15 protein-coding genes are annotated in these 19,027 nt (G+C 49.1%); 4 read left to right on the top strand and 11 right to left on the bottom strand.

Features of this window, described 5'->3' with window-relative positions:
* Positions 1-275: 275 nt before the first annotated feature.
* From PHW04_04675 to PHW04_04635, 9 genes are all read right to left on the bottom strand, one after another.
* Positions 276-2,765 carry an acyl-CoA reductase gene (locus tag PHW04_04675; GenBank protein ID MDD2715170.1) on the bottom strand — a complete coding sequence of 830 codons (2,490 nt, stop codon included), beginning with the start codon at positions 2,763-2,765 and terminating at the stop codon, positions 276-278.
* A complete protein-coding gene (locus PHW04_04670; GenBank protein ID MDD2715169.1) occupies positions 2,758-3,879 on the bottom strand; it encodes a hypothetical protein in 1,122 nt (373 codons plus the stop codon). Before PHW04_04670 ends, PHW04_04675 begins: the two co-directional genes overlap by 8 nt.
* A gap of 35 nt (positions 3,880-3,914) precedes the next feature.
* On the bottom strand, positions 3,915-5,093 hold the full coding sequence (locus PHW04_04665; protein MDD2715168.1) for a hypothetical protein: 1,179 nt from the start codon (positions 5,091-5,093) through the stop codon (positions 3,915-3,917).
* Between the two features lie 164 nt (positions 5,094-5,257).
* Entirely contained in the window at positions 5,258-6,538 is a 1,281-nt protein-coding gene (locus PHW04_04660) for an ATP-binding protein (protein ID MDD2715167.1), read from the bottom strand.
* A gap of 97 nt (positions 6,539-6,635) precedes the next feature.
* Positions 6,636-7,697, bottom strand: coding sequence for a phosphodiester glycosidase family protein (locus tag PHW04_04655; GenBank protein ID MDD2715166.1), 1,062 nt, complete (start codon positions 7,695-7,697; stop codon positions 6,636-6,638).
* Positions 7,690-9,525 (bottom strand): FapA family protein, encoded by a 1,836-nt coding sequence (locus tag PHW04_04650; protein MDD2715165.1) that lies wholly within the window; start codon positions 9,523-9,525, stop codon positions 7,690-7,692. Before PHW04_04650 ends, PHW04_04655 begins: the two co-directional genes overlap by 8 nt.
* Before the next feature lie 16 nt (positions 9,526-9,541).
* Positions 9,542-10,303, bottom strand: a complete 762-nt coding sequence (locus tag PHW04_04645) for a FliA/WhiG family RNA polymerase sigma factor (protein ID MDD2715164.1) — start codon at positions 10,301-10,303, stop codon at positions 9,542-9,544.
* A gap of 73 nt (positions 10,304-10,376) precedes the next feature.
* Positions 10,377-10,613, bottom strand: coding sequence for a hypothetical protein (locus PHW04_04640; GenBank protein MDD2715163.1), 237 nt, complete (start codon positions 10,611-10,613; stop codon positions 10,377-10,379).
* Positions 10,614-10,656: 43 nt separating this feature from the next.
* Positions 10,657-11,700, bottom strand: coding sequence for a hypothetical protein (locus PHW04_04635; protein MDD2715162.1), 1,044 nt, complete (start codon positions 11,698-11,700; stop codon positions 10,657-10,659).
* Positions 11,701-11,763: 63 nt separating this feature from the next.
* Here PHW04_04635 and PHW04_04630 point away from each other — a divergent pair, with 63 nt between their 5' ends.
* The 4 genes from PHW04_04630 to PHW04_04615 are packed head-to-tail and all read left to right on the top strand — an operon-like array spanning position 11,764 to position 15,448.
* Positions 11,764-12,396: a protein-L-isoaspartate(D-aspartate) O-methyltransferase gene (locus tag PHW04_04630; protein MDD2715161.1), complete on the top strand. Its 633-nt coding sequence runs from the start codon at positions 11,764-11,766 to the stop codon at positions 12,394-12,396.
* Entirely contained in the window at positions 12,393-13,103 is a 711-nt protein-coding gene (locus PHW04_04625) for a FecR family protein (protein MDD2715160.1), read from the top strand. Before PHW04_04630 ends, PHW04_04625 begins: the two co-directional genes overlap by 4 nt.
* Positions 13,100-14,245, top strand: coding sequence for a hypothetical protein (locus tag PHW04_04620; protein MDD2715159.1), 1,146 nt, complete (start codon positions 13,100-13,102; stop codon positions 14,243-14,245). Before PHW04_04625 ends, PHW04_04620 begins: the two co-directional genes overlap by 4 nt.
* A 12-nt stretch (positions 14,246-14,257) precedes the next feature.
* Complete coding sequence (locus PHW04_04615) at positions 14,258-15,448, top strand: hypothetical protein (protein MDD2715158.1); 1,191 nt, start codon at positions 14,258-14,260, stop codon at positions 15,446-15,448.
* Positions 15,449-15,468: 20 nt separating this feature from the next.
* On the opposite strand, the gene PHW04_04610 is transcribed toward PHW04_04615, so the two are convergent.
* Entirely contained in the window at positions 15,469-15,993 is a 525-nt protein-coding gene (locus tag PHW04_04610; GenBank protein ID MDD2715157.1) for a PepSY domain-containing protein, read from the bottom strand.
* Between the two features lie 20 nt (positions 15,994-16,013).
* Positions 16,014-18,923 carry a DUF853 family protein gene (locus tag PHW04_04605; protein ID MDD2715156.1) on the bottom strand — a complete coding sequence of 970 codons (2,910 nt, stop codon included), beginning with the start codon at positions 18,921-18,923 and terminating at the stop codon, positions 16,014-16,016.
* Positions 18,924-19,027 lie beyond the last annotated feature (104 nt).

Here is a 19,027-nt window from a genome sequence, read left to right as displayed (position 1 = left end):
GCCGGGGTTTTGCTGGTTACTACTGCGGCTTTTTCTTTACCCTCCTTAACCGCACCCAAACAATTTCAGGGGTTGAGAGGGTCGCTCCAAACCCTGGGTAAAGACGCGCTGACCAATTTAGTAGAATAATCAATTCTGTTATTGAACAGAGGGTAAGAACGGTCTGTGATAGAAGTATAACTCTGGAGCTCCCCGCTAGGGGGTTCTGGGGGACATCGTCCCCCGGATTGGAGGGTTCGCCAAGGGAGGATTAAGTCCTCCCTTGGCCTATACCTTCATCTTCTCTCGTCAATCACTCTTCTGATCTTACCGGTCCTGGCTATCCGTTCGATCGCTCCAGGATCCAGAATCCGGATCTCGATGTTCAACAGTCCCTGACTGATGGAAAAAAAGATGTTTTCAGCCTCGCTCTTGAGTATGCTCAGAAACTTTTCCTCGAGCTTCCGTAAATCCATCCTGCAATCCGGCCGGCGCTCGATCCTGATGATCAGCCGCTCTCTGTGGCCGTCTTTTCTTGCCACCAGCTGAAAGATCGGGGAAAAACCCGCAGTCTTGCCGACAGCACGTGAAATGTCGTCCAGAAGCAGATTCATGCCTCCGATTGTCAGAGTGTCATCGCAGCGGCCGAGCAGTTCAAAAACAAAATCCCGGTTCCCGCATGGGCAATCGAGCTGGACTTTCCTGCCCAGGTCGCCTGTCCGGAATCTGATCACAGGCATCAGCCGTCTGGAAAGGTTGGTGACAATGATTTCGCCGGTTTCACCGTCAGGCACGGGTTTGTGGTCGCGGATGAATTCAATCAGGTTGTACCTGGAAATGGCGTGATGCAGGGTACCGGAAAGGTGCCGGCACTGCACGCCGATCGGGCCTGAATCCACGATTGCGTATCCGGCAGACCGAACCTCAGTCACTCCCATCTGCCTGCGCAGAAAGGCAGCGGCTTCCAGACTCATGTGTTCGCCGCCGTAGAGTACTTTCCGCACACTCGATTTCAGCTTTTTTTTCCGGAAATGCTCGGCCACGCTGATAATGACGGAAGGCAGCCCGACAATGGCTGTTGCCGAAAAACGCGATACCAGTTCCGCTATCTCTTCAGTTCTGGTGTTCCCGCCGATCGGAAGATTGAGGCAGCCGATGTTCATCAGTGCCCTGTTGACAACCAGAAAAGAAGTCCAGAGATTGCCGGCAATGAAAGTGTTGGCGACAATGTCCCGCTGATTGATGCCGGCCTGCTTGTATATGTCTGCCAGAATCTCCGTAGACTCGAAAAAATCGTCATTGGAATAGAAAGAATATTTCGGGTTTCCAGATGTCCCGCCGGAACAGAAATAGAATCCTCCTGTCAACGGTCCTGTCAGAATTTCATCTGAAACAGGCGGCGAAATAGAACGGATTATATCCCGGTCCAGAAAAGGAATCCGGGTCAGATCTGCTTTGGGTTTTATGATTTTTCCATAATATGGAGAATTTTTCCTGGCAAAATCCAGGATATCCGCAAGCTTCTCCGAGGTTCCTTGTTCAAAACTGATGAAATCGATCAGTTCGTGTAGAAGGAAGCGTCCATCATGAGGAGCACCTGGCACTCCTTCACACATCCTGCCCGGCGGAACTATGCGCATGGCACCGGTGGCCAGTAACTTATCCGCCAGTTTCCTGCTCAGGCTGCTGATCTTGATGCCGATTGTCTGAAGAAACGGCCTCAAATCACTGGCTTCAGTAAGGACATCTTCCGGGGTTCTGATTTTCTTTAAAAAAACGTTGCGGTGGTTCGGGGAAATTCTTGCGCCCTCTTCGTAAAGCCTGATCAGGGCAAAGTCAGGAGAGCGGTTTTGGAAAAGCGGTGCGTCACCCCGTTCCAGGGCTTCGATTCTGGCTCTCTCGCGTTCCCTGCGGATTTCAACCCGCTCATCGAACGGTATTTTCCCGGGTGGGAAGCTGTTCAAGACCCCTGCCAGCGCCTGGTTCAGCTTGCGGGAAAATTTATTTTCATCTCCAATCAGGTAGATGATCTGCGGCGAAGAACAGGCCTGCTGCTCCCACATCACGATATCGCGGCCGAGCAGGTTGTAGTCCTCGTCGGTGAAACACGCTTCCTCAGCTACTGCCAGTGAAAAACGCGGCCCATTTAGTATCAGCCTGGTGGAGAGTCCGGCTTTATCGCGATAGACCGACATTGCCTCAGCCCCGCCCCAGAACAAAATACCGTCAGCCTCCCGGCAGATCCTGTCCAGTTCCGGACTGTCGTGGCTGGACTCGAAGAAGTCCAGGCAGGAGCTGACTATGCCCTGTTCGTCGACTGATTTCAAAGCAGCTGCAAAATAGCGGGGAAAAAAAGTATCTCGCGAAGAAAGCTTGATCAGCGAAGCGTTTTTTGTGATCAGAGCCATTACGATACTGTCAGCGATCCCAAGGAAAACATTGCCAGGCGCGATATGCAGAATCACTCCCAGCGGCCTGGCTTTTTGCAGTAGTCCGGTGGCTCCTGTTCTGACGAATTCATCCAGCAGGCGGAGATTGCCGAATTCACCATTGACACGGGCTAAAATCATCTCTCTGGACAGAATTTCAGAGAGAACCTGCAGCCCTGCTTCGCACATTTCAACGGAAAATCCTGTGATCCCGGGCAGTTTTTTCAGAAGCTCTTTCCGCACTGATTTTTTGGCGAAATGAGCGGAGAGTTTTTCCAGGACTCCGGCAATTTTCTCAAGTGACAGCCCTGCCAGAAGCTTCTGCCGCTGGCGGAGATTTTTAATCAGTTCAGGCATGACGTCTCCCTTCCTGCCTGGCCAGCAGTTCAGCGGCATTGATCGCACAGCCTTTATGCTTTTTCACCCCGCCGCGGCCCAGAATATTGAAAAAAGGTGTTTTTCTGCCGCAGGCACAGCCTTCACCCATGCTGATCCGGTCGGTAGAAAGCAGTGAGACAGCCGGGAAGGAGTGCATGTAAGGCGAAACGAGCTGGGCGATGCCTTCCCCGCCGTATGGCATGACGGAAAGGCTCAACGGTTCGCGTGCCAGAACCCTGGCATAGATCGGCACGTGGAAATTTCCCTCCCGGCAGTCAATGTAAGGAATCCCGTGTTCCACCATCCCATATGTGTCGACAATATGGTCAGGAGCAATGCCGAGCTTTTTCCCGATCATGCCTTTGAAGACCTGCTTGGGTACTTCCTCGCCGGTATGCAGCTTCCAGCCGCCTCCGGTAATCACGAAACTGTCGGCTGGAAACGAAAAATCACCATGATGGGAAGTAAGTACTTTCCAGAGGTAAGCGGGAAAACCCAGGATACGGAGGGGAAGGCCGGATTTCTGGTATTTTTTCAGAAGTTCCACGCATTCCTGCTCGTTGAACTCAAACTCTCCGGATTTATCGTTGAATTTCAGGCTGTAATATACTGAAGCCCGGGGAGTCAACCCGGTCAGCAGCTTGTCGGAAAAGGCAGTGCCGACATCTTTAGCCACCTTCGGGTCATAGGTGAAGCAGAGGTAGTTGCAGCGCTTGTCAGACACCAGTCCGTGGTCATCGAAAGTCTTGGCCACGATGCGTTTTATCCGGGAAAGGCTGATCCCGTCAAGGTAATGATAGCTCTTCCTCCCGCCTGTGCCTGACGAGGATAACCTGATCCTGATCTCGCGGGCTTTGACACTGCACATCCGCCTGGATTTGAAAAGATCCACGAAAAGATAAGGATAAGCGGGAAGATCTGCATCGCTTCTGGGGCACTTTTTTCCGAAGAAATCCGCATTTTTGCGGAAAAGATCGTTCCTGGAATAATGAAAATCAAAACATTCATTGAGCGCATCATAAAAAGCCTTTTGCGCAGGTTTTCCTGTTTCATAAGGAGCGTGTTTCTCGATCAGGATGTCCATTTTATCCATCATGACTCCTAAATAGTCTTTTCTAATGCCTGTAATTATTTTTTCCGCTTCTCGCAGTAAATTTTGGGCAGTATATTTTTATAGGGGGTGTTTTGCAGATAGGCGTCAATGAACTGCCTGTCTGTCTCGAAAAGTTTCACATTGGAGAAATTCAGCTCACGCGAAGAATAGGCGCAGACTATGAAATCCAGCCTCTCTCCATCGGCAAGGTCAAAAGCCGGATAATAGGCGCAAGGGAGGAACCCGGCGTCCAGCGAAGATTTCTGCTGCTTGATGTCATACCCTGATACCAGTAATTCGATGTAGTCCATTCTGAGAGTGGCACCGGTGCTGATCACACCTTTCAGGATCCTGGCCAGATCGTCCTTCTGCCTGGCCTGGATTCCGGTAACGCATGAATGCCCGTCCTTTTCTTCTACATACATGAATACTTTGATCGATTCGGCAGAATTCTCGAAACAGTAGTTAGGTTCATGCAGCGGGAAAAAGTCGAAAAACAGGCCCCCTTTTTTCTTCAAAGCAAGGAAAGTCTTTTTCACGATCTCACCCTGCAGTATTTTGTCGAACTTGAGCTCACGTTCCTTATGTTCGTCGCAGATTATGGCTTCTTCAAGCCCCATCTCCTGGCGCACAACATCGTAGATCGGGATCATCTCAGGCAGCAGAAATGGCGGTTTCTTGCGGTTCCTGACTGCTTCTTCGGAGATCCAGGCCTGCAGCCCGTGCGTTTCTTCCTCGTCCACCCTGTGCACGTTGGGGAAGATGCCCAGGCTCTTGAATCCCATGTCTGACAGCACTTTGCGCGGAGCGAGCGACACAGTGCGGAAAGTGGCGTAGACAGTATCCAGATAGATGTTCATCTCTTTTTCCAGATATTTTTTTGTGCAAGTGATCATTTTCACCATCAGGTCGTTTCCCCGGAAATCCGGGTGCACGACTGCAGCATAAAGCTTGCCGATTTTCTTCTCCAGCTCGATGGCAAAGATGTATGAGGCGCAGATCCTCTTGTTTTGCACTGCCAGTATCCAGAGATGGCTTTCGTCATACATGATTTTTTCCATCTTTTTGCGCTGGATGATTTCAGGCAGCGTGAAATTGCCCTCGTAAACCTCGTTATACAGTTCCTGGATCGCCTTGACATCGCGTTTTCTGGCTGTGGCGATCAGGAACTCCTGGTCCCCGATCCGGACTTTTCTCCTGAAACTGGGAATCATTGGTACACCACCTTTTTTTGGAAGCTGTAAAACTTTATGAATAATTGTAATGTTTTCCGAAATGGTTGACAACTATTTCAGGTGAAATGGCAGGGCAAACGCTGTCATCCCTTCCACAAAAGTGTAACCTGCCAGATGGTAGTACAATTTCCTGAGAAACATGCCTAAAGGTAATACACTGGAAAGAAAAATACTGCAGTGCCATTTCTTTTCATGCTTCCAATGAAGTTTTTTGTGAGCACGCAGGCGATCCCAGGCGAAAAAGTATCGATGAAACTGGACAGGCTCCGTGTGATCTGCGGGCTTTTAAAATCGGAGTACTTTACTTCGACAGGTATGATTTTTTCTCCCCTGCTGATCACGAAATCGACTTCAGCGCCAGCCTTGGTCCGCCAGAAATTAAGCCGTTCCATGCTGCCGAGCAGATTGTTCAATCTTGTAAAAACCGTATTTTCGACCAGTACTCCTGCGTCAGTCCTCTGATCAGGAGTCGAAAAATTTCCGAGCAGGCAGTTCCTGAACCCCTGGTCGATAAAATAATACTTCGGATTCTTGCAGAGTTCGCTCTGCCTGTTCCTGAAGAAAGGTTTTACTTCCCGTACAATGAAGGTTTGTTCGAGCAGCGAGAGGTGTTTCTTGAGATTGCGGCTGTCCAGTGAGGCAGCCTGGCCAAGGTTTTTGTAAACGACAATGTTCCCGGTCTGGGTGGCCAGGAGTTTCGCAAGCAGAAGCAGGTTCCTGTCTGTGGCCAGTTCCAGGAGTCCTTTAACGTCTTTCATGATATAGCCGTTGAAGATATCCTCCAAGATCTTGGCGCGGATATCGTCAGTATCAGCGAGCACCACTGCCGGATATCCCCCGAATACGGAATATTCTTCAAAACGAGTGATAAATTCGTCCCTGAAAAGATCACAGCCGTTCTCAAATTCAGGCCGCCTGTCTTTCAGGAGCAGCTCCAGAATCTTCCGGTTGTTTTCCAGGTAGATTTCGTGAAGCCTGTTGTCCCGGGTTTTAAGGAACTCGCTGAAGCCGAACTGGTAGAGCATGAAATACAGCATGCGGCCCGTCATGTGCCTGCCGGTTGCTGCTATTTCGAGCGACGAAGACCCGGTTACGATCACCTTGATCTGTTTCTGTGTATCGTAAACAAGCTTCAGTTTCTGTCCGCCATTCTCAGCGTATTGGAACTCGTCAATCATGAGGTAGAAGGTGCCTGTGCGTTCCCCGGGCACAAACGAGCGCACAAAGGATACCGGATCTGATTCAAACTGGACTAAGTGTTTACGGTTTTCGAAGGTGACAAAGCCGGTCATTTCAAACGGTATTCCGTGCTTTTCAACGAGATGGTTTCTAAGCATTTCCAGCAAAGTGGTTTTTCCGGCCTGGCGCGGACCAATGACAGCCAGAAATTCCGGCCGTTCGAGATAAGGGGCAATAGTTTCCATTAGTTCTCTTTGAATCACGTTAACCTCACTATTATTGCATTCGATGCATTAATAGTATCACTGTTTTTACATTGACTTCAACTATGGTAGAGAAATTCTAATAAAGTAACAAAGCGTTGTTGATCGGACGCTCGCGGCCGTCAGAGGGACGATTCATAAGCTGATTGTTGACGACTATCGTGGCTGAACCTCCCCCGTCCAGATTCAGGGCATTCTTGCAGCCGAGATTCAGCATGATTTCGGCCAGTTCTTCCAGAGTGACTCCGATGCTGTAGTCAGGCTGCCTCCCGTCTATCACCACCATCACGATCTTGTTGTCGATGGTGCCCAGCGCAGTCCTGGGGGCGCGTCCGACCAGAATGTCGTTCTGGAACTGCTCCCGGTCCTCGAAGGGACATAGCTTGCCGTCCCGCAGAAGCCTTGGCCCGCCGCCGATGGCATATTCGGCGAAAGACCATCTATAGTCAAGCCCGCTCATCACTTTGACGTGTTCCAGCAGGCTCACTGACTTGAGGGACTCTGCATAGTCGCCATATGCCCCAAGCACATATCCTCCCGGCGGGATCAGGCTGCCGCCCTCACCCAGGCCGAACACTGTGTCCCGCAGGATCACAAACTCCCTGCATCCCGGCTGTACAGGGGTAAAAGTGCCGAAATCGTGCGTGTAAAGGACCAGTTGGCTGCGGCTGGTGCATTGATTGATCCCATCCAGTGAGTATGAGCGGCCGCTCTCACGGAATTCCACCATCCCCTTGAAGACAGGATTGCCCCAGATTTCCCTGCGGTCGGCCGTGATTCCGAAGGCGGTCCGGCTCTTGAGAGGGACGCTTAGAAGTTCCCTGTTGCTCATCAGAATCCCGAGGGTCCCTGTTTCCTTGCCGAAATAAGTGCCGTTGACGGCTGCCAGTGGCTTGGCGCTCCTGCAGATCGCGGTGAGAGTATTCCTTTCGTTGGATTTGTCTCCTGCCAGAACGATCTTGATTTTTCGTTGAGGATTAGATAAATCCATCATCAGGATATGTATTACAAGGGGTCCGTCGAATTTCTGATTTTTCAGGCAGTAATAATTTAACCCCCTGGCAACTTGAAACCCGTTGCTCTCCGCATGAAGCGGAAACTGAAAAAAGCTAATCAGAAAAATCAGAAAAACTTTAGGCATAAGGTTTGATTTTCACGTAGCCTTCCTCATATACCAGGCAGGCGGATTTGATCTCCTCCTTGACCTGGAGTACACTTTTACCGATAGTGACGGTTACCCCGGGATATATGACTTTCTGGACTTTGATCTTCCCGCCTCTGGCGGACTCGAGCTGTTCATCCAGCTTGGTTTTGCTCTCGTCCTGTTCCTTCATGGTGACATCGAGCTGTTTTTTGATGGCCAGTGTCTTGTTAAGCTTGTTCTGATTCTCCTCGTTCAGTTCGCCGGAACGTTCCTTGAGTTTTTGAATCATGCCGACAGCCTGATTGACTTTGGTAAGATTGGCCACAGTCTCCTTGCAGGCTTTATCCAGATCCGCCATGCGCTGCAGCAGCTCCCTGCTGGTACCGAGTATGATCGAGGTTTTGGTGGCCATGGTCGAACCGATCGCAGTTGCCTCCACTTCGTCCTCAGCCTGGATTTCGCCTCCTACGATCAGCCCTTTTGAACTGGTGACTATTACACGCTTGGCTTTTACCCTGCTGTGCATAATCGCACGCTCCACAATCACCTCTTCCTTGGCCTCGATACTGCAGTTCTCTATGAACTTTGCGAACAGGCTGCCTCCGCACTTGATTTCGCCCTTGTCTTTGCCGAGTATTCCCCCCATGACGACGATATCTCCGGTAGCTTCGACATAGCTTGCACCGATAGTCTTGCCGACATCAATGTCACCCTTGGAACTCACCGTAAAACCGTCGAGGATGTTTTCCTTGACAACCACATTCCCTGCAAAATCAAGATCTCCGCTGGCATAGTCCACATCCCCGGCCACAGTTAATACCGGCATCACGTTGAGCACGTTTTTTTTAAAGCAGACCTGCCCGTCGATCATAGCGATCAGCGTCAATCCGTCAGCGCCAAGCACAACATTTTTACCTGGAATCAGCATGATATCCCTGCCTGGTATCGCGTTTACCAGTTCACCGAGCAGGTTCTGGCCGGGTTCACCGGGAGTTGCTGCGATCTTCTCTCCGATTTTCTCGCCTTTGACGATATTATCGATCAGGTTGAGTTTCTTGAAATCGACTCCGCCGTCATCACGCAGAGAGGGTGCAAGCTTATCCTTTTTGGGCTTGAATTTATACTCGATCCTGGCATCAGACCCGTTCTTCGGGGGTGTGCCTTCAGCAATCACAATCGCCTTGTTGTATATATTGCCTGAAATGGCCTCTTTAATTTCATTCTCCTTGAGCTTGACTTTGACGCCGTTCTCCCGGATCAAATCCATGACCTGTTCGAATGACACCGGATTGCCGCCCTTCGGGGATACAAGGATCAACTCCATAGTCATCAGGTCTTTGCTTAGAATCAGCTGCGCTTCTCCGTCTTTGTATACAGCCGGGTCGAATTCCGCGATTCTGACAGGTTTCTCGTCTGAACGGTTAACAGCTTCAGAAATCGCGTCAAAATCCACATTCACGATTCCATACTCTTCCACAAATTTCGCAGCCTGATCCAGGGTGATCCTGGAGCCCTTTCCCCGGGGAGGGGTGATTATCAGAAAAATACCGTCATTTTCGCGTCTGATGTCGCAATAACCGTTGATTTCCACAGCCAGTTTCTGTACATCATCCAGTACTTTGTCGATTTTTTCTTCGTCACTCAATAGAGTTTTTTTAAGCAGGACACGCAGCTTGAAATTCTGGCTGACCAGGCCGAAGAGACCTTTCTTGCCTTCAGCCAGAACTTCGAAATCAAGATCTTCTTTCTGACATTTAAGCTCAACACAAGCTTTTTTCAGGCATTCTTCGATTGAAGGGGCTTCCATAATCAATTGATTTGTCATCCCCATCTCCTTGTTGCTAATCAGATTTCCGCATTTTCCCCAGCTTGCCGCGCAACCTTAGAATAGCCTTTGTATGAAGTTGTGAAACCCTGGAATCCGTAACTCCGAGGATCTGGGCGATTTCTTTCAAGGTCAATTCTTCGTAATAATACAGCGTGACAACAAGCTTCTCACGCTCTGAAAGTTCTTCCAGAGCATTGGCAAGCATATCCTTGAGTTCCTGGCTTTCCAGGAGTTCCTGTGGAGAGTTGCGCCCGTTGTCGCTGATGAAATCGAGTCTGGACGAGCTGGATTCCTCGTCCTCGTATATTTCATTCAGTGAAAGCAAAAGGGATTTCTTTGTTTCATTATACAATTTATATAATTCTTCAAGAGGGATGTTCATTTCCCGGGCAATCTCTTCATCATTCGGAGTACGCCCGAGTTTCTGTGAAAGGTCATCTGTGATTTTTTCCAGTACGCGCATCTTCTGGCGAAGGGATCTGGGAGCCCAGTCCAGATTGCGCAATTCATCCAGGATGGCACCATTGATCCTCAGCTGGGCGTACGTTTCGAACTTGACGTTCTTATCCAGGGAAAACTTTTCAACTGCATCGATCAAGCCGAGCATGCCGTAACTCATCAGATCCCCTTCTTCAATGTTCTTGGGAAGGTTCATCGCCATTCTGCCTGCGATCAGCTTGACGAAAGGGGTATATTTGACTATCAACCGCTCCCTGGCCTTTGGGTTTTGGTTTTCCTTATAGTCATTCCAAAGTTTCAGTTCTTCTTCAGACACGATTCCCCCTCGTTTACCGGAAACAAGCGATGATAATGAAGGTTCAGCTGCTGTTCTTACCGTTGAAAACCCCTTATCGACTGATTTTACACTCATTTTCTTTGTTCACACTTTTTTCATCCGGATCGAGTTCAGGAAAGATGAAATCTGTTCTTTCCTTATCCTCGCCTTGTTCCATCTTCAGTTCCGGAAATAAAAGGCAGAGGATTTCTCCCAGCCCGCCGCCAAAAACAAAACCTCCGGCCAATCCGATCAAGGCTTTTTCGATTCCTACAACATACCCGTTCTTTAAACCAGCGAAAACCAACACGACCGCCGACAGTATAACACCAATGAAACTCGCTAATTTCCAGCTAAACCGGGAAAGCATAGTTTTTTCTGTTTCCCAGACTGTCGGTCAGCTCGATCCGGTTTTCTGAAGGCGAAACCAACACTCTGCTGCTGGCGTTCCCTCCGATTTCTTCAAAACTCAGTTCAATTTTGAAGCAATTTTTTATTTTATCAAAATACTGCCAATTGTTAAAGCCGGAACTGTATTTTTCATCCGGATGGATCAAAATATTTGCCCCGCCGAAGACCGAGACCCTGATAGTTTCACCTTCCCGGCACGATCTCCTCATCTGGTCGAGAGCGAACCAAATTCCTGGATTCAACCCATAAAAAAGATTCCTGTCGTACCACTGGACCTCATCCACTGCAAAAAGACCCAGTCCGAACAGGCGTGAAACCGGTGCCTGGAATACGACAGCCAGGCTGCTGGAAAACCAGGTTGAGGACAGCTCGGCCGAGCCTGAAATGCGGAACTCGCCTGGAGCCACAATTCCATTCAACATGGAAGGAATTTCGAACTGCGATTCACGACCATTTTTTTGGTCAGGATTTTCAATTTCAGCTGTCAAACCCCATAATTCCGGAATCAGCGCCATGAAAGTCAATCCCTGCAGAGAAAAATGGGAAAAAAAGAATTTCCGCCGTTCCCTGAGGGTTTCCGAAAGAAGCTGATCCGCTACCCCCTGATAACTGTTTTTGAATTGAAATTTATGATATGCTCCCCGGATTTCAGTGCCCATGTTTTCCGAAAAGCTTGCCAGCCAGGCTTTACCCATAATTTCTACTAATTCAAGACCTTCCTCCCTGGGAAGATTCTTCCCTTCGTCGGAAAGCACAAACCAGAGATTCCGGCTTTTCAAGTGCATGGCATAGAGCTTGCGCTCGCCCTCAGGAAAAAAAGGCAGGCTGCCGCCTTCAAAAGGATGAATCGTTAAATTCCTGACCTTGGGAATCCCTCCCAGAGTGTCGGCGACATATTCGGATGCCCATTCCAGTGATTCACGCCACTTCCAGGCTTGCTCCCAGATCCAGGATTCAGATTGGTCTGAATATATTTCTCGGTTCATGCGACCATTGTAACACATTTACCTCGTCTGTTTAAAGTCCCGCTTCATGTTATACTTGAGAGCATGGATTCCAACCAGAGACTATGCCGGAAGCTTTCCGGCGGCGGATTTTCCCACTCCGTGATTAAAGCGCTCGAATTGACCGACCGGGCCATGTTCGTGCCTCCGGAACAGAAACACTTCGCTTACGAAGATCGGGCTCTGCCGATCGGCCACGGGCAGACGATCTCACAGCCATCTGTTGTAATTCTGATGACTGACCGCCTTGAATTGACAGGTTCTGAAGAGGTACTGGAAATCGGCACAGGTTCTGGTTATCAGGCTGCGATTCTGGCTAAGCTCTGCCGAAATCTGGTGACAGTGGAAATCATTCCTCCCCTCCAGCAGCAGGCTCAAGCCCTTTTTACCAAACTGGGACTTTCGAATGTGGTCTGTCTGTCCGGGGACGCTTTTCTGCTTGCTGATTCAACCCAATACGACAGAATCATAGTGACCTGCGCCCTGCCTGTGATTCCGGCTGAATTGACCGGACTCTTACGGCCGGGTGGAATTATGGTCGCTCCGGTGGATGCAGGAATCTGGCATCAGGAACTCTTGAAAATAACCAGAAACAGGGATAAATTATTGATTGAAAAAATTGAGGATGTGGTTTTTGTTCCAATGACAGGAAAAATCAGAGAAAAGGCTTCCGCATGACAATCACTCTGCTTCTACTGTTCTGGCTTTGCCATCAGGCTTTGGCAACTGAACTCGATACCGACGAACTGGAGATCGAATCAGTCAGCAGGATTTTTTTCATTGAGGGACTCGTTTCAGTCAAGGAAAAGGATGGAACTGCCTGGGACACGGCTGAAGTGGGACAGACTCTGGCACCGGGCGATTCGCTGAAAACAGGTGAGGACAGCCGCGCCACCGTAAAACTGGCCAATTCTTCGGTCTGCAGAATCAAGGAACTGACTGAATTCCTGATTCCCCCTGATCGAAATACAGAGGAAAAATGTTCAGTGATCGAAATAATCACAGGAATACTCTGGGCAAAAGCTAAAAAAACCGAAGATTCACTCACGATAAATACGCCTAATTCCGTCTGCGGAGTCCGCGGTACCGAATTCACTGTTGACGCCATGGATGAGGATGCCACTGAAATCAACGTGCTGGACGGGGAAGTCGAAGTGAAAAGCAAGGACCCGAAATTCTCAGCGACTCCACTCAGGCTTCAACCGTCGCAGGGAACAATGATCCAGAAAAACCGGGCACCCCTCATGCCGTGGAAAGTCAGAATGAAAATCCAGAATCGGAAATTCAAGGATTTTGAAAAAATCAGATCCGGTAATCTTTTGAAGGCTACCCGGAATCTTCTCGTAGAAATCGACAGCCTGGAGCAGGCCTTGGAGAATCAATGAGATTCATGTTTAAATTCCTGCCTGCAGCAATTCTCCTTGTCCTGTCGGTTTCCACCATGATTCAAGCTGTCGAACTGACTCCGCAGAAAATCCAGGCACTGGAAAACCTGGTCAGTAAAGATCTGGATAAGGATCGTGTGGATGCAGATCTCTATCCGGATCTGCAGGTAAATCAGCAATTTCAAGGATTACGCGAAAAATTCAGGAAAAACGCCCAGGCGTTACTGGATGCTCTTAAATCCGGAAACGAGTCCGCGATCAAAGAGAATGCGAAGACCTATACTCAGGATAAAAACCGGCTGTTTGACCTGTATCGGGCCGCTGAACGCAACGCTAAAAAACCTTCAGCACAGAACAATGGTAAATCTTCTGTGGGAAACAGGAAAAATCTCCAGAATGCTATCAAAGCGCAGGCTATGAATCGCGGCAACTCTGGAAAGAGCAACCCGCTGGCAGACAAGCTGAAAAACGCCGTCATTCCCGGAAAAGGACTGCGCTCCAAATTACCCCCTGATAAACTGCTGGTAATGAAACTCAGGCTGCAGCTTAAGTTTCTCGCCCGCTCGGCTCCGCAGAATGCTGCGGCAGATTATGGCCAGGCTCTCAAGCTGCTGCAGTCCGACGATCCGATGATCATCAAGAAAAATCTGGGCGAAGTCAGAAACCTGATGAAAAGTGCTCTGGTCAAACTGCAGGGGTTGGAGGAACAGAGCGAGGAAATGGGTAAAAGCGGGGATCTCAGCAATATGGAACAGGAGCTTACGTTCCTGAAAAAAACCGTCAATCTGGAAGGCAACCCTGTGGTTCAGAAATTCATGCAGCAGATCCAGGAAACCAGATCCGGCAAAGGTGGAAAGCTCGATCAGCAGAAAATCAGGAAAGTCCGTGAGTTTCTTGTGCAGCTTCGAAAGAAAGCAGCCGATCTCTCTGCCGGAGAAGGGAAAAAACCTGCCCCAGACAAAACCGCGGTGATCGCAGAGTTTGCAGATGTCAAGAGGCTCCTGTCCCAAAAGGAACTTTCTGATGCGGATGAGGAAGTGATAGATCAGCAGTTCGAAAGCGCCAGGAAGATGATCAGGTCCGGAAATATAGTTGAAGCGAACTCCATCCTAACAATTCTCCGTAAATCAGCCGAAAAATAAGATAGAGGTAAATTGCCGGTGAAATTTCTGGCTCAATTTGTGTTTTTGCTGTTATTTTTGCTTTGGAGCGGGTCAGGATTCTGTCTGGACTTGGAGATCGGGCTGTCCAGCAGATTCGACCACGCCAATGGCAGTTCCGAGTTCAAGATTGATGACCTGGCCAAGGATCTGTCCCTGACCGGCTGGGAAGGCCTCAGCCGGAACATCGACCTGACTTATGGACTGCAGGGTTTTCTCAGCCAGGACTATGACGAAGCCGGCATCGACCTGGAAACAGGATTTTCCTCCCGGCCGTTCAGAATCGGAAGCAGCATCCGGTTTTCCAGCCACAAATTCCCGGTTCTTCCGGACTATCTTAACCGGAGTTTCGGCTTCAATCTGTCCCGGGAGATCAAGGACGGCACAATCTCTCTGGATTATGCTCTGGATCTCAACGACTATCTGAAATTCAATCTGCTCAGCCAGGACTATTCCCTGCAAAGCTGTGAGTTTGTTGTTACGCATTGCCACGGAGAACGGATCAGCAACAATCTGCTTCTCTCAAGCAGAGTCGAGCGGAACAAAGTGTCGAGCAGCCTGGATTTCAGCGACCTGGGCCTGGAATACAATTACAGGAACGAGCTGCTCCGCTACCTGAATTTCGAATGGAAGACCGGTCTTTTGCAACGTGAAGCCCATCCAGGCTGCGGTTCAGGGTATCATGAAATCCTGTCAGGATTCGATTTCGAATATCTCAGGGAAACTTACTCACTGGCTGTCAGCGAACAGATGACCGGCTGTCGCAAATTAGTCTCCCAGGCTTATGACAGCAGTTACATCCTGGAAAGCACGCAGTGGATGGTAGCGCATGATTTTTCCAGCCGGCTGAACCTGTCACTCAATCTTAATTTCGACAATGAAATACACAAGGATTTCGACTTTGAAACATGCTATAACAGTGAATGGAAATTAAACTTGGGTCTTCTGATCAATGAATTTACAGGGTCTGTCTTTTCAGGCTGCCGACTTAGAGATTTCTTAGCCATGGACGATCTGGGAGCCAATCCAGACGGGCGAATCACTGAAAACGGATTCAGAGTAGCTTATAAACTCACAACCGGCCCGGAAATTTCCCTGGACTGCCTGCACGAACTGGAACGTACAAACGACGGCACCCGCCGCAGTGAAAACAGCGGAAACCTGACGCTGAACGTGAAATTCTGAACCTTTATCTTACGGACAGATTACAGGCCCTCTTCGACTTCGCTGGTCCCGGCTTCAGAAAGCTTCAGGGTTTCACCGTCCAGCTTCACTTCTCCGGATTCGAAATCCACCAACCAGAACAGGATTTTCTGCTCTGACACCAGCGAAAGTCCCAGAGCCGGACCATCATCACCCCGCAGCGCTTTTGCTGCAGCCAGCACTTTGTCGGTGTCGTCCACTGTGGAGGGCAGTTTTCTGATCCTGCGTAAAGGTGCGGATTTTTCCTGAAGCCGGATTTTTTTTATCACACGGCCGGAGACTCCGTCCACCAGGACCTGCCTGAGAGTTCCATTGATCCCGTAATTAAATTTCCAGACCGGTTTTTTGCCCTGCATTTCCAGTGTGATCTTTTCCGGATCTACCTCTGCCTTGATTGCGCCATGTGCAGCTGCAAAGGCGTAACTCAGCGGGATTTTCGGCAGGATCAAGGCCTTCTGCCTGTCTTCTGCGTTCGCATGGATTGAAAAAACCATGATCATCAAAACAACATTTGTGAATTTAATCATCTGGCAGCACCTCAATTGGCTCATCCTTTCAACTGAGAGATCATTCTTCTGCAGTAATTCGCCTTATCCTCGTCTTTCAGCTTCAGATAAATCCCGCAAAGGGCCTCCCACAGCTCCAGGTCTTCCGGGAATACTTCCAGGGCCTTGTCGCAGAAGGAAACCGCATCATCGGTCTTCCCGGCGCTGATCATGGCTTCGAGGATTCCAAGATAAAAGCGCGGTTGATCGCCGAATGTCTTGATGTTTTCCTGATAAAGATCAATCATTTTCTGCCAGTTGGCTTCCTTCTTAAAAATACTGGCCTTGAACATCCAGACTTCTGCATCTTTGGAATTGATCTTCAGATTTTCGTCGATGCTCTGATGGGCTTCCCTGGTATAGTTAAGCGCCAGCAGGGCTTTGGCTTTAAGCAGATACAAATCAGGATTCTCCGCATATTCTCCCTTGAGAGCATTCTTGCATAGTTCAAGGGCTTTCTGAGGGTCATCAGACAGGGAAATTTCAATCTGATGCAATGTTGCAGGCAGGTACTTCTTATTAAATTCCATTGATTTTCCGAAACTGGCAAAAGCATCAGGTTTCTTGTTGAGCATTTCCAGAAGCTCACCCTGCAGGAAGTAAAATCGATAGTCTTCCTTGACTTTGAGGGCTTTCTCCAGGCAGGTCAGTCCTTTGGCCGGCTGCCGCACTTCCTTCAGGATTCTAGCGGTATAATACCAGTATTCCGGTTCATATGGTTCCTGTTCCAGCGCCTTGTTGAGCATCTGGATGGACTCGATATAAGCCTTGTTCTCGAAACTGATCCTGGCAGCCTCAAACAGGGCTGGAACAAACCCGGGGTCCTGTTTGAGCGCTGCTGCAAGATCTGCTTCAGCTTCGGTCTTCTTCCCGCGTTCCAGTTCAAGCAGGGCGCGGATATAATGATACAAAGGCTTCTCGCAAATATTCTGAGGTAAAATTTTCTCAGTCTCTTCCTTTTTCCCCAGACGATAAAACACAAGTGCCTTGAACAGATAATATTCTTCAGAGTTAGGAACTATATTCAGGGCGGCTTCAATGGAGTTCAGGGCTTCGTTGTATGAACCCCGCTCATATGTAAGCCACGCTTTCTGATACCAGTAACTGTCCTGCTGATAATTATTCTTGCAGGCCATCGCGATATGATGCAGTGCCTTATCGTAATCGCGGTAGTGATGGAAAATACACCCCAGGTAATAATGGGCGATATCGTTGCCCGGGTTCAGATCCAGGGTTTTCAGAAAATAATCACGGGCTTCATCGTATTTTTTTTCAGCATTGAGAAGCTCTCCAATCTTGACCGAAAGTGTTTCATTGGAAATTCCCGCTGTTTCAGCCATCCTGAGCGTTGAAAGAGCTTCCGCTCCGCGCCCGTTCTTTTTCAGCGCTTCCGCCAGATCGAAATAATTCCCTGGATCTGTCGGATTCTTGCTGATCAATTCCCTGAAGACGCTGATGGCTTCGTCGATGCTGCCGTCCTTGAACAGCTGATAAGCCTGGAGATATTCCTGCTTCCGCTGCATCTCCTTCTTCAGATTCTCCAGTTCCTCATCGCTCATTATCTTGTGGATGCTGTAAAGCCAGCGTTCCATGAACTGATGGACTTTGCCTGAACGAGTGCGCACGAGGAACGACCCTTCTTTGGCATCCCTGATAAAATCCTCGGCTTTTTCGATTTTCATTTCAGCACGGGAAATGCCTTCCATGGCCTTTTGCCGGTCTTCGCTCGTCTGAAGCCGCCCGATGAACCAGGAGTGGCAATTGGTCAGGCCCTTGTAATCGATGTCCCCGGGATTCTGGGTAGACAGCACCATTCCGACTCCGAAAGCTCTTCCCTGACGCAGGAGCAGATTCAAGGCAGGTTTCGCAATGTTGTAGAAAGGTTCAGGCGGAAAAAAGGCATTGTTGTCACTTCCACCAATCTCGTCCAAGTAAATCAGCAGCCGGAGTTCATCGGAATGGGTGCGCCGGTATGTATTGTAAATACTGTAAGCCAGCTGCGAAACTACCAGACTTTTATCAGCGAAAGAATCCAGCTCAGTCAGGTTGAAGATTACTACCTTGGTTTCCTTGCTTTCATAAACATCTTTCACAATCTGCGAGATTGCCTTTCCCTCGAACCAGCATCGCTGCGATCCCAGCAGCAGCGAATTGAGTTTCCGCACCAGATCCATCCTTTTTTCCTCTGGAAAATACTCATCAAGTTTGAGTTTTCCGATTCTCTCAAAGGGAGGAGTTTTAATCGCGTCGATCAGTCGTTCGATGCCTGCTGTCCCTTCCAATTTTGATTTTTCGAGCCAGAGATGCTTGATGATCTCTTCCAGAAAGGAATTTTCGATCATCATGTGCCTGGGGTCTGCGTCCGGATAAATCCTGCTCAGGACCGACAGGGCCATATTCTGGATCATGCCCGCAACTATCTCAGGCTCCTGTCTGAAATAATTCTCGATGTCTTCGGGTCCGGAATAAAGTTCTGAGATGCTGAATTTGTCACCTTTGCGGGACCGGGGTGTGTAAATGTAAAAAGTACTCTGGCGGCGGAACTCCTTTAGCGAATCCTGCGCCATCCCGAAAAATTTCAGTTTCTGTTTATAATTGTTGATGAATTCCCGCGATTCCTCCTGCTTCTCTTCCTCGGATTTCCCGACCGGGAACCAGGGAATCACCTCATCAGGCATCAGATTGATGAATGGAATCGCCATTGAGGAAATGTCGCCCTTGAGATCGAGCAGGATCGAAGAGACACCGTTTTTTGCCGCCTCTTCCACCAGTATCTTGCCGATCACCGTCTTTCCGGCGCCGGTAGAGCCGCAGATAAAAGCATGGCGTAGAAAATCGTCTATAGGGAGTGTAAATTTCTCTTCAGTAAGTTTGTTGAGCTTGATCTGCAGGCCCAGGAAGAAATTTTTCATATAAGTCATCCTCTCAATTAATTACTGAACTACCCCGTAAAACTGTAAACCTTATCAAAGGCTCCATGCTCTATAACATATAACCCATAATCAGGGTTTTACAA

It is taken from the genome of Candidatus Wallbacteria bacterium (genome assembly GCA_028687545.1).
Classification (GTDB): domain Bacteria; phylum Muiribacteriota; class JAQTZZ01; order JAQTZZ01; family JAQTZZ01; genus JAQTZZ01.
Note: the sequence above shows the minus strand (reverse complement) of the source record. Positions and strands in the feature narration are given on the sequence as shown.